The organism is Streptomyces sp. NPDC017448, from assembly GCF_044330565.1.
GTDB lineage: Bacteria > Actinomycetota > Actinomycetes > Streptomycetales > Streptomycetaceae > Streptomyces.
This window is the reverse complement of the sequence record NZ_JBIRLM010000005.1, coordinates 175857-189265: the sequence shown is the minus strand read 5'-3', so window position 1 is coordinate 189265 and position 13409 is coordinate 175857. Positions and strand designations below refer to the sequence as shown.

The 13409-nt window shown below is 73.3% G+C and carries 13 protein-coding genes; 5 read left to right on the top strand and 8 right to left on the bottom strand.

Annotated elements, in window-relative coordinates; all coding sequences use genetic code 11:
• Window positions 1-22: 22 nt before the first annotated feature.
• On the bottom strand, window positions 23-454 hold the full coding sequence (locus ACH4K1_RS11525; protein ID WP_398088645.1) for an SsgA family sporulation/cell division regulator: 432 nt from the start codon (window positions 452-454) through the stop codon (window positions 23-25).
• A gap of 431 nt (window positions 455-885) precedes the next feature.
• Here ACH4K1_RS11525 and ACH4K1_RS11520 point away from each other — a divergent pair, with 431 nt between their 5' ends.
• The 3 genes from ACH4K1_RS11520 to ACH4K1_RS11510 are packed head-to-tail and all read left to right on the top strand — an operon-like array spanning window position 886 to window position 3364.
• Complete coding sequence (locus ACH4K1_RS11520; protein WP_398088860.1) at window positions 886-2052, top strand: serine hydrolase domain-containing protein; 1167 nt, start codon at window positions 886-888, stop codon at window positions 2050-2052.
• Window positions 2049-2852: an SDR family NAD(P)-dependent oxidoreductase gene (locus tag ACH4K1_RS11515; protein WP_398088643.1), complete on the top strand. Its 804-nt coding sequence runs from the start codon at window positions 2049-2051 to the stop codon at window positions 2850-2852. The genes ACH4K1_RS11520 and ACH4K1_RS11515 overlap by 4 nt, the downstream gene beginning before the upstream one ends.
• Window positions 2853-2893: 41 nt before the next feature.
• Window positions 2894-3364, top strand: a complete 471-nt coding sequence (locus tag ACH4K1_RS11510; protein WP_398088641.1) for a GNAT family N-acetyltransferase — start codon at window positions 2894-2896, stop codon at window positions 3362-3364.
• Window positions 3365-3461: 97 nt separating this feature from the next.
• On the opposite strand, the gene ACH4K1_RS11505 is transcribed toward ACH4K1_RS11510, so the two are convergent.
• The 4 genes from ACH4K1_RS11505 to ACH4K1_RS11490 form a co-directional block, all read right to left on the bottom strand.
• On the bottom strand, window positions 3462-3692 hold the full coding sequence (locus ACH4K1_RS11505; RefSeq protein WP_398088639.1) for a DUF6243 family protein: 231 nt from the start codon (window positions 3690-3692) through the stop codon (window positions 3462-3464).
• 869 nt (window positions 3693-4561) lie between these two features.
• The gene (locus ACH4K1_RS11500; protein WP_398088638.1) at window positions 4562-5413 is read right to left on the bottom strand and encodes an EamA family transporter; all 852 of its coding nucleotides are present in this window, start codon (window positions 5411-5413) and stop codon (window positions 4562-4564) included.
• A complete protein-coding gene (locus tag ACH4K1_RS11495) occupies window positions 5410-5931 on the bottom strand; it encodes a YbaK/EbsC family protein (protein WP_398088636.1) in 522 nt (173 codons plus the stop codon). Before ACH4K1_RS11495 ends, ACH4K1_RS11500 begins: the two co-directional genes overlap by 4 nt.
• 152 nt (window positions 5932-6083) lie before the next feature.
• On the bottom strand, window positions 6084-7724 hold the full coding sequence (locus ACH4K1_RS11490) for a penicillin-binding transpeptidase domain-containing protein (RefSeq protein WP_398088635.1): 1641 nt from the start codon (window positions 7722-7724) through the stop codon (window positions 6084-6086).
• 243 nt (window positions 7725-7967) lie between these two features.
• Between ACH4K1_RS11490 and ACH4K1_RS11485 the strand changes: the two genes are divergently transcribed.
• Window positions 7968-9440: a hypothetical protein gene (locus ACH4K1_RS11485; protein WP_398088634.1), complete on the top strand. Its 1473-nt coding sequence runs from the start codon at window positions 7968-7970 to the stop codon at window positions 9438-9440.
• Between the two features lie 121 nt (window positions 9441-9561).
• On the opposite strand, the gene ACH4K1_RS11480 is transcribed toward ACH4K1_RS11485, so the two are convergent.
• Complete coding sequence (locus ACH4K1_RS11480) at window positions 9562-10407, bottom strand: hypothetical protein (RefSeq protein WP_398088632.1); 846 nt, start codon at window positions 10405-10407, stop codon at window positions 9562-9564.
• A 247-nt stretch (window positions 10408-10654) separates the two neighbouring features.
• Here ACH4K1_RS11480 and ACH4K1_RS11475 point away from each other — a divergent pair, with 247 nt between their 5' ends.
• The gene (locus ACH4K1_RS11475) at window positions 10655-11173 is read left to right on the top strand and encodes a hypothetical protein (RefSeq protein WP_398088631.1); all 519 of its coding nucleotides are present in this window, start codon (window positions 10655-10657) and stop codon (window positions 11171-11173) included.
• Window positions 11174-11309: 136 nt separating this feature from the next.
• Here ACH4K1_RS11475 and ACH4K1_RS11470 read toward each other — a convergent pair whose 3' ends face one another.
• A complete protein-coding gene (locus ACH4K1_RS11470; protein ID WP_398088884.1) occupies window positions 11310-11492 on the bottom strand; it encodes a hypothetical protein in 183 nt (60 codons plus the stop codon).
• A gap of 118 nt (window positions 11493-11610) precedes the next feature.
• Window positions 11611-13380: a dolichyl-phosphate-mannose--protein mannosyltransferase gene (locus ACH4K1_RS11465; protein WP_398088630.1), complete on the bottom strand. Its 1770-nt coding sequence runs from the start codon at window positions 13378-13380 to the stop codon at window positions 11611-11613.
• Window positions 13381-13409 lie beyond the last annotated feature (29 nt).

Genomic DNA, 13409 nt, shown 5'->3' with positions numbered 1-13409 from the left:
CGTACGTCTCGGGTTCGGACGGTCAGCGGTGGGCCGGCTGCGCGCCCCGCTCCGGGCGGACGGCCTCCGGGCGGGGGGCGTGGGACGACGGCTGCGGCTTCCGCCCGGCGTCCGCCGGCGCGGCCGCCGTCTGCGCACGGGTGCGGGCGAGGAAGCGGATCAGCGTCCGGATCTCGAACTGGAACACCTCGACCCCGTCCGTGGAGTGCAGCTCCACGATCAGCTGCGTACGGCCGCAGGGCCAGACGCGGACGTCGCCGCGTTCGATCGGGGCGAGCAGCCCCCGTTCCAGCAGGTCGCGCCCGAACGCCCAGTCGGTCCCGTCCGGCAGCCCTATGTGGACGGTGCGCCGTTCGTCGGCGGGGTCGTAGCGCAGCTCCACGGGGACCGGGCGGGTCAGCGGACCATCGGTGATGAGCCGGGCGCGTGCGTGTTCTTCGATCACAGGGGACATGGCCGGCTCCTCCTACGTGTATAGCTTTGTCATCTAATGTCCCATATTTCGCGGGATCGGCACGGTGAGCGTGTGCGTACCGTGACCGTGTGCGACCGGGTACGGAGGCCGTGCGGTCCCGGTGGAACGGCGCCCCCTTTCCGCGTACCCGTAGGAAGCTCCCCTTCCGTCTACCCGCCGGACGGCCCGGCTTACCTGTTGCCCCGCTCACGCGGCCCCGCCCGCTCCGCCGCACCCCGTCGTGCCCGCCCGCTCCGCCGCACCCGGCCGCGCGCCGCCGGGGACGGATCGTGACAGGTCGGCGGTCCCGGCGACCCGCCCCTCGAACGCCCCGCCGGGGCGTGCACCATGGGGGGATGAGCGGGAGCGCGGGAGTGAGCACGACGGCGGGCGCGGAAGCGGAAGACGGGGCCGGAGCCGCGGGGGCGGACGTGGACGTACGGGGCACGGTGGCCCCCGGGTACGAGCCGGTCGCGGACGCGTTCGTCCGCAACTTCGAGCAGCGCGGCGAGCGGGGCGCGGCCGTCGCCGTCTACCGCCACGGACGCAAGGTCGTCGACCTGTGGGCCGGTACGCGGGACGTCGACGGCGTCGAGCCGTGGGCCGTCGACACCGTGCAGATCGTCCGCTCGGCGGGCAAGGGCATCGCCGCAGCCGTCCCCCTGATGCTCCATCAGCGTGGACAGGTCGACCTGGACGCACCGGTCTCCACGTACTGGCCGGAGTTCACGGCGAACGGCAAGGAGCGCGTCCTGGTCCGCGACCTCCTCGCCCACCGGGCCGGGGTTCCCGCCCTGGACACCGCCCTCACCCCCGCCGAAGCGGCCGACGGGGTCTCGGGGCCGGCCGCCGTCGCCGCCCAACGCCCGTACTGGGAGCCGGGAACCGACCACGGGTACCACGCCCAGACCTACAGCTGGCTCGTCGGCGAACTGGTCCGGCGCGCCACCGGCCGCACCATCGGCCGCTGGGTCGCCGAGGAGATCGCCCGCCCGCTCGGCCTCGACTTCTGGTTCGGGCTCCCGGCGGACGAGGCCCACCGCGTCGGCCGCGTCGGCCCGGTGGAGCCCCCGGCCCCCACCGCCGCCCCCGGGGGCCTGCGGGTGCGCCCCAAGCGCTCCGTCGTCGAGGCGTACCGCGATCCGCACTCCCTCACCCGCCGGGCGTTCGGCGCGATCGACCCGTTCCCCGACGAGAACGACCCCGCCTACCGCGCGGCCGAACTCCCCGCCTCCGGTGGCATCGCGACCGCCCGGGGGCTCGCCCGCTGCTACGCCGCGATGATCGGGCCCGTCGACGGCCACCGCCGCCTGTTCGCCCCCGCCACGCTCACCCTGGCCCGTACCGAGGAGTCGGCGGGCCCCGACCGGGTGCTGGTCGTCAACACCCGTTTCGGCCTGGGCTACATGCTGCACGGACCGGCCTCCCCGCTGCTCGGCCCGGGCTCCTTCGGCCACCCCGGCCGCGGCGGTTCGCTCGGCTTCGCCGACCCCGAGTCCGGCATCGCGCTCGGCTACGTCACCAACGGCCTCCAGAAGGGCGTCACCGCCGACCCCCGTGCCCAGGCGCTGGTCAGGGCAGTACGGTCGGCGCTATGACACCTGAACCCTCCCCGAACTCCGCCCGCTTCGACGGGTACAGCGTCCTCATCACCGCCGCCGGCCAGGGCATCGGCGCGGCGACGGCCCGCCGCCTGGCGGCGGAAGGGGCCTCGGTCCTCGTCACCGACCTGGACGCGGAGCGCGCGTCCGACACGGCGGCGGCGATCCGCGCGGCGGGCGGCACGGCCTCCTCCCTCGCCTGCGACGTGGCCGACCGGACGGCGGTCGAGGCGGCGGTGGCGCACGCGGTCGAGACCTTCGGCCGCCTCGACGTCCTGGTCAACAACGCGTACGCGGCGGGCGAGGACGCCGAACTCTTCGAGGACGAGCCCGACGCGACCTGGGAACGCGATCTGGACATCACCCTGTCCGGCCCGTTCCGCTGCGCCCGCGCCGCCCTGCCGCACCTGGTCGCCTCCGGCCGGGGCGCGATCGTCACCATCGGCTCGGTCAACGGCGAACAGGACTTCGGCGGCCACGCGTACAGCGCCGCCAAGGCGGGCCTGACCAGCCTGACCCGGACGCTGGCGGGCCACGCCGGACCGCGCGGCGTCCGCGTCAACCTCGTCGCCCCCGGCACGATCCGCACCGACGCCTGGGCGGGCCGCGACGCCGAGCTGGAGCGGGCCGCCGCCCTCTACCCGCTCGGCCGCGTCGGCACCCCCGAGGACATCGCCTCCGCCGTCGCCTTCCTCGCCTCCACCGACGCGGCCTGGATCACCGGGACGACGCTGCGCGTGGACGGCGGCATCCTCGCGGTGAACACGGGCTTCCGGCAGGCGATGGCACGGCCGTAATCCCATGGTCGCGTGAGGCCGGCAGGGCCTACCCTGCGCGGATGATCGACCACGGACACATCGACAGAACCGGCCGTCCCGTCACCCTCCGGGCGGTGGACGCGGACAACTGGCGGGCGGTCGCCGACAGTGCGCCGCGCGACGACCAGCGCGACTGGGTTCCGGCCCTGGCCGCCCGCTACCTGGTGCTGAGCAGCCGAGAGGACGACTGGAACTCGCTGGCCGTGGTCGCGGGCGACGAGGTGGCCGGGCACGTCATGTGGGCCCGGGACGAGGACGGCGCGTACTGGATCGGCGGCATGCTGATCGACGCCGCCCACCAGGGCGCGGGCATCGGCCGCGCCGCCGTACGGACCCTGGCGGCCTGGCTCTCCGCCCGCGGCGACTGCACCGCCGTACGCCTCTCGTACGCCCCGGCCAACGAGGCCGCCGCCCACCTGTACGCCTCGCTCGGCTTCCGCCCGACCGGGGAGGACGAGGACGGGGAAGTGGTGGCGGAGCTCACTGTCTGATCCCCTCCTTCAGGACGAGCCGAGCAGAGCCGACCTGGGCAGGGCCGGCCCGGGCCCGGCCGAGGCTCGGGCGTGGAGCCCGCGGCGGCCGGTGGCGTCAGCTCTGGGCGGTGTCGTCGTCCGTCCGCTCGGTGCCCGCGTCCGCCGCGCTCCCGGCCCCGGCCGCCTTCTCGCGCATCTTGCGCACCAGCTCCGCCTTCTGGTCGGCCGCGCCCTTGCGGTCGAGGTTGCGGTGCGGACCGTTGTTCTGCCGCTCGGCGCGGGACAGCTTCTTGCGCTGGCCGCCGCCCTGGCCCACGGGGTTGTTGATGTTCTTGCTCACGGTCACGGGTTCTCCCGGTAAGGATGCGAAGTGCTCTGGTGAAGCGGTCTACGGATGCCAACGGATTCAACGGTGGGGGACAGGCGGCGACGCCGAAGGACGTCAGCAGTGGCCCATCACGATCCCACGCGTAGATCTACGTCTGGAATGACAAGGACGTTACCCGGTCCCGCCGGCCCCGGTCGACGAGCACGGTCGCCCGAGCGCAGTGCGGGCAGGTGGCCGCCGAGGGATCGGTCCCCCCCGCCGAAGAAGGCCGAACGCCCTATTTCGAGATGCAGCCCGTTGGTCGTCAGAGAGCACAGCCCCGGCTCCGGGTGGTCGGTGGCTTCGGCGTAGAGCGTTCCCGGCGGGTACCCCGGTCCCCACCCGAGCACGCAGTCGTCCTGACGTTCCGCGCCGATGATGCTCTCCGCGATCAGCCGGTCACGCACGTTCTCCCGAGCCGCGGCGCGTCCTCCGCGGTGGCCTCGGTGTCGACGCACGTCTGGAACCAGTCGCCCATGCTCTCCCCCTGGCGTGATCCGTGGGCGGGCACTGTACGTCCCGCCACGGACAGTGCGGCGGCCGGCCGGGAGCAGCTGGTGCGGGTGGTGAGAGGGGATCGGGTTCTCAGGCGGCGGCCTGTACGTATGCGGTTCGGGTGGTTGATGTCCCGGGACACCGCATCGCGGTGCCGCGCGGCCCGGCGACGGTGTGTCGGCGCGTATCGGCACGCGCCGGGCCCGTATCGGAGTCGACCCCGCGGTGTACCGAGACGCGGCGAACCGGGTCGCGCTGTCGCGCGTCCCGGCGGACTCCTCGCCGTAGGACGCTGTTTGCCGCCCTCACGGTCGTAGTGGGAGGACGGCTCATGTTGCGGCCGAAGGTGGGCGTCAACCCGTGTGCAGCATCAGGCCGATGCCCACGACCATCAGCCCCGCCGCCGCGATCCTCGGAGTCCCGAAGCGCTCCTTGAAGAACAGCGTGCCGATCGCCGCGCCCACGATGATCGACGACTCCCGCAGCGCCGCGACCGGCGCGAGCGGCGCCCTTGTCTGGGCCCAGAGGACCAGCCCGTACGCGACCACCGAGAGGGCCGCGCCGAGCAGGCCGCGCGCCGCGTACGGCTTCAGCTGCGGGAGCAGGCCGGCGCGGCGGCGGTAGTACGCGTACGCGGGGATCGCCAGGCCCTCCAGGACCATCAGCCAGGCGACGTAGCCCAGCGGGGCGCCCGACGCCCGTACGCCGACGCCGTCCACCGTCGTGTACCCGGCGATCGCCAGACCCGTGCCGAGCGCCGCCACGATCGCCGGCCGGTGCGGGCGCTTCCCGGACCCCCGGACGCCCCACAGCGCCAGCCCGACCAGCCCGGCCGAGGCCACCGCCACGCCCGCCGTCGCCCAGGCGTCCGGCCGTTCGCCGACGAACACCGCCGCCAGCACCGTCACCACCAGCGGAGCCGTACCCCTGGCGATCGGGTACATCTGGCCGAAGTCGCCCAGCGTGAACGAACGCATCAGCAACAGCATGTACGCCACGTGCAGCGCGGCGGAGACGAGGAGATACGGCCACGCGCCCGCCGCCGGGAACGGCACGAAGAGGGCCATCGCCACACCGATCAGCAGACCGCCGCCGGAGATCAGCGTGAAGGAGAGGAGCTGGTCCTTGATCGCGTGGGCGATGGCGTTCCAACTGGCGTGCGTTATCGCGGCCATGAGGACCGCGAGGGCGACCGCCGGGGTCACTCGGCCGACTCGCGCACATCCGCTACCGTCGCGCCCGCGTGGGCGATCAGCGTTTCCGGGTCGAGCGGGAACACCGTGTGCGGGGTGCCCGCCGCCGCCCACACCACCGCCTGGTCCAGCAACCGCCGGTCCGCCAGGACGCGGGTCCGGGTGGCGTGGCCGAAGGGCGGTACGCCGCCGATGGCGTACCCCGTGGACTCCCGGACCACGGCCGCGTCCGCCCGCTCGACCTTCCCCGCGCCCAGTTCACGCCGTACCAGCTCCACGTCCACCCGCGAGGAGCCGTCCATCAGGACCAGCACCGGAACGCCGTCCGCCGCGAAGACCAGGGACTTGACGATCGCGCTCAGCTCGCAGCCGACCGCCGCTGCCGCCTCCGCCGCCGTACGGGTCGCGTCCGGGAAGCGGCGTACCTCGACCTGGAGACCCAGTTCGGCCAGCGCCTCCGCGAACCGGGGGTGGGCGTGGGAGGCGGGGGAGACGGGGGCGGACGGTGCGGTGGGTTCGGGTGCGTTCATGACTGCACGCTAGCGGTAGGTGTGCGATGCATGGGACGGAGGCCGGGGGCGGGAAGAGCGGGTACGGGTCGGGCCGTCCGGCCAGGTGTCCCGTCCGGCCCCGGTCCGGTCCGGCTCCGGCCCCGGTCGGCCCCGCCCTCACCCTCCGGCCCTCACCCGCCCGCGCGCAGGACCTCCGCCACGACCGGGCCCGCCGCGTCGCCGCCGTGGCCGCCGGTCTGGACGACCGCCGCCGCGGCGAGGTCGTCGCTGAAGCCGGTGAACCAGCTGTTGGAGGTGTCCTGTCCGTCGACCTCGGCCGAACCGGTCTTTGCGCCCTTGTCACCGCCCACCGAGGCCATCGCCTTCGCACCGGTGCCCCAGGCGGCCGTGGCGCGCATCATTGTGTTGAGCTGCTGGACGACGGAGGGGGACAGCGAGCGTGAGGCAGTCGCCAGCTCCCGGTTGTCCAGGGACTGCGGGACGATGATCGGCTGGCGGAAGGTGCCGGTGCGGGCGGTTGCGGTGATGGACGCCATGTTGAGGACGTTCATCTGGACGGTGCCCTGCCCGATGTACTGGGCGGCGGCCTCACCTTCGACCTCCTCCGGCACGCTGCCGTCGGACGTCACCACACCGGTCTTCCAGTCCAGGCCGATCCCGAAGACCTCCCGGGCCTCCTTGGCGAGCGCCGAGTCGTCGTCGACGTCGTCGATCATCTTGATGAAGGCGGTGTTGCAGGACTTGGCGAAGCTCTGGGTGAAGGTGGAGCCATCCGGCAGCGAGAAGCGGCCCAGGTTCTCGATCGTACGGGTGTAGTACCGGACGTCCGGCGGGCACTCGGCTGCCCCGTTCGCCGTGACGAGCCCCTTCTCCAGCAGCATCGCCGCCGTCATGATCTTCAGCGTCGAACCGGGGGCCTGCTTGCCCTGGAGCGCCACGTTGAACTCGGTCACCGGGTTGTTGGCCACCGCGCGGATCGCCCCTGTGGACGGCTTCACCGCCACCACGGACGCCTGCGCGTACTTCTTCACCGCCCGCTCCGCCGCCGCCTGCGCGTTCGCGTCCAGCGTCGTCTGCACCTTGCCGGGCTTGCCCTTGGCCAGGGTCAGCAGGTTGACGTCCGGCTGGGACGCGTCGGCGGGCTCGATCCAGGTCTCGATGCCGGCCGAACCGCCCGAGGCCTCCCCGTACTTCTGGCGCAGCGTGTCCAGGGCCGGCCCGAGCGAGGGGTACTTCTCCTTGGTCAGCACCGTTCCGTTGCGGTCGACGGCCTCGATCGCCGGGGTCGAGGACTCGCCCGTCTTCAGCGTCGCCCCCTCCGTCAACTGCGGGTGCACGACGGCCGGTTCCCAGTCCACCAGGGCCTTGCCCGTCGTCAGTCCGCGTACGACGGTCAACTCCGAGGCGTACGACAGGGGCTTCGACTTCCCCTGGAACGTGACCGTGGCCTCGACCGTGTACGGCACCTTCGTGCCGACCGGCGGGGCGGGCGTGATCTTTACCTTGCCGATGCGCGCGTCCTCGCCGTACGAGGAGAGCACCGGCTCCGCGCCCGACTCGTTGTTGGTGAGCAGCGCCGCGCCCTTCGCGTCCCCGGCCGCCCACGCGTCGAAGAAGCCCTTCGACGTCTGCGCGATCTCCTCCGCGCTCGGCGGCCCCGTCTTCACCTCCGACGACTCGGACGCGCTCCGTGTACCGTCGCCGCCCCCGCCAGCCGTCTCCCCGAGCACGCTGTACGCCCCGTAGCCGATCCCTCCGGCCACCAGCACGAACGCTCCGCCGACCACGGCGACCCTCGCTCCACTGCGCATCGCGCAGCCCCCCTCCCCAGGAAAACCCCCTGAACACGTTCAGGGGGCAACTGTGAGGAACCCTAAGCGTGGGCGGCGGGGCGTGAGGGCGTTGTTACCGGACCGGAATGCTGGGCCGGAAAGCGCTCTCCCGCTCCGGACAGCCGTTGCGGACGGCCGCCGGGGCAGCCGGTTACAGGCGGCCCGGGCCGGGAAGACTGGCCGGGAATGTACGGGGGACCGAGCGTCGGGGGGCGTGCGGGCATGGGCATGCGCAGAGACATATGGAGGGGGCGCGGAGCCGGTTCGACGGTGGCCTACCCGGTCAAGCACCTGCCGTCCGGGACGCTGCCGCCGGGCGCCGGGAAGGGAACCGCACCCGCCGTCTGGTCCGTCACCGGGGACGGCGTCGTCACCTGGTCGCCGGCCGGGGGCGCGGTCTCCGCCTGGTCCTCGGCCGATGTGGAGCGCTGGCGGAGGGCGGGCGGCCCGGCGGTCCTGTCCCCGGCCCTCATCGGCTGGGTCCTCGCCGCGCTGGTGGCGACGGCGTACGTCCTGCTGTACGGGATTGCGTCCGCCTCCCCGGCCTGGCACGGCGGGCACGGGACGGGGACGGACTGGCTGCGGTACCCGGGTGCGGTGCTGCTGGCCGCCCTGCCGCTCTGGTACCGGTACGTGCCGGTCGCGGCCGTCCCGGCGGCGCTGTACGTGGCGGTGGAGGCGGGCCTCCGGACGTTCGGGAGCGGCGGGACGGACACCGCGGCCCGGTCCGGTCAGTCGGTCGTCCTCGCCGCCTGCGCCCTGGCGTTCACCGGAGGCTGCCTGCGGCTGTGGGCCCGGCGGCGGCAGCGGGCGCTGATGCGCGCCGTGGCCGGAAACAGACGGTTTCCGCTGCCCGAGGGCGTCCCGGCGTCGGACGGCCACCGCGGCCACCAGCGGGTCTTCCTCGGCCTCGCGCTCGCCCTGGCCGCCGCCGGCGTCCTCACCGAGGGTCTGGTCCAGGACCTGACGCGGACCGGTGAACCGTACGACGCGGTCGGGCAGCAGCGCGTCGCCCTGGTGCTCCTCGTGGCCGCCACGACGTTCTACGGCCGGGGCGGGCTCGCCCACCTGGCGGCGCGGCGGCTGTACGGACAGGAGCAGCCCGTCCTGGTCGTGGGCGTACGCGTGGGGAAGGACGGACGCCACTGGGTGTACCCGGACGCCCGCACGACCACTGCCGCCCCCCTCGTCGCGTACGTCCCCCAGCGGCGCGACACCCGCACCAGGACGAGGCTCCTGAGCAGCGGCTCCGCGTACGGAACGGGGAACGGACACTACGACGTCGACCCGGAACAGGAGCCCTTCGAAGCGGTCCTGTACGGGACGGTCACCGAAGGCGACGAGGTGGTCCTCGTCCACGCCCGCGCCGAGTACCACCGCCGCCAGGAGACGGGGCGGTTGTACGCGACCGTCACCACCGCCCCGCTCCGCCCCGACCGCCGGCACCGGCTCGGGCCCTGGGAGCCGGCGGACGCGGCCGAGCGGCTGCGGAAGGGCCGGGAGCGGATGGAACGCCACTGGCACGAGGAGCGCGAGGCGAAGTGGCGGAGGGAGGAGCGGCGCGAGAACCCGCCGCCCAGCGCCTCGACCCGGTCGAGCGGGCACCGCGCCCGGCGCAGCGCGAACAGCTGCGGCGGCGGCTGCGGATCGAGCTGCGGCGGCGGTGGCGGCGGCTGCGGGGGCTGCGGCGGCTGAGCGCGAGCCCGGCCCCCGTCAGGTCCTCAGCCTTGCCCCCGTCAGCCCCTCGGACAGGCGGCCGACGCCCGTCGGGGCGGGGTCGTCCGCCCTCGACGGCCGCCTGCCCGTCCGGCGCCGGTCACTGCGCCCAGTCGAAGAAGCCCGTCTCCAGGTCGAGCTGGGCCGTGCCGCCGCCGAGGTTGATCCCGCCGACCCCGTCCTCCAGCTCCAACACGTACGGGGTCAGCCCCTCCGGCATCGCCTGGCAGGGCATGACCGTTCCGCCGAGGTGCGAGGTCCCCTCGACGGTCGACCAGAACGCTTCGAGCTCCTTGTCGTCCGAGGACCAGGCCGGCACATAGCCGCCCTCGCCCGTCTCGGAGGGCGCGATGCCGGTGTTCGGGTCGCCGGTGCGTTCGCCGATCCAGACCGTGGTCTCGGGGGCGCTGTCGTCCCAGGCGTTCTGGCCGCGGCCGTACGGGTCGCCGAGGCCGGCGGGCCGGATGTCGGCCGGGGGGCCGATGCGGGGCGCGGCGAACTCCTCGGCGGTGAGCCGGACGAGCGCGTGCGCGCCCCCGATGAGGTCCTCCAGGTCCTCCTGCTCGGGGTGGCGGGCCGCCGCCGCTGCCGCCACCTCGGCCAGGAAGGGATCGGCGGCCTGCTCGGCGGTGGGCGCGACCCCCTCCAGCAGCTCGGCGACGCCCTCGATGTCGTCGGCGACGTGGTCGTCGGCCTGGAAGAGGGAGACGGCCACCAGGTGCTCGCCCTTGCGCCGGTAGTCCTCGGGCAGTTCGAGGGTGATGACGTGGATCATCGGCAGCCCGGTGACCGGGCTACGCGGCCACGCCGCCGGTTCGATGCCCGGTCCGCGTCCGCCGCACCACCCGGCGACGCGGGCGTCGGGCAGCTCCATCCCGACGGCCCCGCCCGGCCGGATCGCCAGCTCGTCCGCGCTTTCCCCGAACCCCAGGTCGTACGCCTTCACCGTGGTGCCTTCCGTTCGACTGCGACGGCGCTCAACCTACGCGAGGGCGGCAGATTGCCGACATCGGGCAACCGGCGGCGGCCCGCTGTGCCGGGACCGCCCCCTGAAATCGCCGCGGCGGCCCGTCTAGCCTGCTGGGAAACGAGGACACGCGGCCCGGCGACCACCGGGGGCGCGCACGACCGCGAGAGCAGCGGGCGCGGGGGCGCCGGTCGGCTGCCGGCGGTCGCACGGGAGGGGGATCGGTTTGGACGGCACGGTGAGCGGGGGCGGCTCCGAGGTGCGCACACCGCCGGACACGGGGGCGTTCGGCGGCGCAGGGGGCGGCGGGGGTGAGAGCCACCCGGGGCCGCGCGCCTCCTTGCTGATGTCGCTGGCCCTCGCCCTGCTGCTGGGCGCGCTGTCGGCGCTGGTGATGTTCCCGGCGGCCCGGCACCTGCGCTCGCTCCAGAGCGGTGAGCGGGCTCAGGCGACGCTGCACACCGCCGGGGCCTGCATGACCGGCCAGTGCGAGGTGAAGTTCGAAGCCGGCGGGCGGACCGTGGTGGCCGACCTCCCGGTGGGCAGCGGCGGCGGCAAGCAGTCCGTGGGCGCGGCCGTCCCCGTCCGGTACCAGGCGGACGATCCGCAGGTGGTGGCCCGGGAAGCGGACGTCGGGGGAGGCGGCGCGGCCCTGCTGGCCTGGCTGACGGCCGGGGCCGCCGTGCTCTTTCTGGTGCTGTCGGGGGTGGCCGCGGTCTTCGGCACAGGACAGCGGCGAACATGATTTCGATGATGTGTGTATGTGATGTGTGTAAGTGCCGAAGGGCCGGGCACTAGGACGAACGCAACGAGTTCCGGTGGTCTTCCACCGCCGGAACCGATCGATCGGGTGCACCGCGACCGTTGCGAACTGTGGGTGTTCACGCACCTACTCGGACTCGGCGATGGGATTTGGCATGATTCTCCTTGGACTTCTTCTCCTCATCATCGGACTGCTCGTCGGTATGTCGCTCCTGACGACGATCGGTGGAATTCTCATCGTCGTCGGCGCGATCCTCTGGATTCTCGGTGCGACCGGCCGCGCCGTCGGCGGTCGAAAGCATTATTTCTAGGCTCACCGAGCCTGCTCCGGCACCACATGCGGGTGGCCGCGACGAGATACCGTCGCGGCCACCCGCATGTGCGCGTTTTCCCTCCCGGAGGGTCTCCGGACGTCCGGCGCTAAACCCACGTGTCCAGCCACATCCGGTCCCGCCACAGGTCCTCCGGAATGGATGTCCCGGTGTACAGCGGCCAGAAGTAGATGAAGTTCCAGACGATCAGGAGCACCAGCACGCCCACCGCGATCGCTCCCAGCGTGCGGCGGCGTTCGCCCGTGGGGTCGTTCTCGGGGAGGCCCAGTTCGGCCTTGGCTCCCGTGCCCGCCGCCGGGCCGATGACCGCTCCCAGCATCATCGTGACCGCCAGGCAGAGGAACGGGACGAACACCACCGCGTAGAAGAGGAAGATCGTCCGCTCCTGGTAGAAGAACCAGGGCAGCCAGCCCGCCGCCACACCGCAGGCGATCGCGCCCGCCCGCCAGTCGCGGCGGAAGAACCAGCGCCACACCACGTACGCCAGCGCGAAGCACGCCAGCCACCACAGCAGCGGGGTGCCGATGGCCAGGACCTCGCTGGCGCACTTGCCGGTCGCGGACTCGGTGCAGCCCGTCTGCTCCTCGTAGAAGTACGAGACGGGGCGGCCGAGGACCAGCCAGCTCCACGGGTTCGACTCGTAGGTGTGGCCCGAGGTCAGGCCGACGTGGAAGTCGTACACCTGGTTCTCGTAGTGCCACAGGCTGCGCAGCCAGTCCGGGAAGAGCCAGGACCACGTGGAGCCCTTGCCCTCGGTGGCCGCCCAGTTCCGGTAGTAGCCCTTGTCCGTCACGATCCAGCCGGTCCACGAGACGGTGTACGTGACGATCGCGACCGGCACCGTGGAGAAGAACGCGGGGACCAGGTCCCGGCGCAGCACCGCCCGGTAGGGGTGGACCGCTCCCGCCGTGCGCCGCGCGCCCACGTCCCACAGGACCGTCATCAGACCGAACGCCGCCAGCACGTACAGGCCGTTCCACTTGGTGGCGAACGCCAGGCCCAGCAGCACGCCCGCCGCCGGCCGCCACGGCCGCCACCCCAGCCGCAGGGTCTCCGCGATCCGGGCGTCCGGCCGCAGCACCCCCTCCCCGTCCACCGGCAGCGCGGCGGCCAGCCGGCGGCGGACGTGGTCCCGGTCCGCCACCAGGCAGCCGAACGCGGCCAGCACGAAGAACATGACGATCAGGTCGAGCAGCGCGGTCCGGCTCATCACGAAGTGCAGACCGTCCACCGCGAGCAGCAGCCCGGCCAGACAGCCCAGGAACGTGGAGCGGAACAGCCGCCGCCCGATCCGGCAGAGCAGGAGCACGGAGATCGTGCCGAGCACCGCCACCATGAACCGCCAGCCGAACGGCGTGAAACCGAACAGCTGCTCACCGAAGCCGATGATCCACTTGCCGACCGGCGGGTGCACCACATAACCCGGGTCGGTCGGGATCGGGACCGAGGACGGGTCGTTCAGGATCTGCTTGTCGACGTCCTTGGGCCAGGCCCCCTCGTACCCCTGGTTGACCAGCGCCCACGCGTCCTTGGCGTAGTACGTCTCGTCGAATATCACCGCGTGCGGCTGGTCCAGCCTCCAGAACCGCAGCACCCCGGCGACCAGCGTCACCAGCAGCGGGCCGCCCCAGCCGGACCACCGCACCAGCCGGTCGGCCACGTGCGGAGGGATCGCGAGCACCGACCACACCTGGCGTCCGGGCCGCGTGTACGGCGGGTCCAGCCGGTCGCGGAGGGAGGCCTCCGGGCGGGGGACATAGCCGAAGCGGCGCAGCCGCCGTTGCCAGGAGGTCGGCTCCTCGCCGGGCGCGTCTCCGGCGTCGTGGCCCCGCTGGGTCTCGGGTGCGGTACTCGTCACCGCGCCATCGTAGGGAACGCATCTGTGCG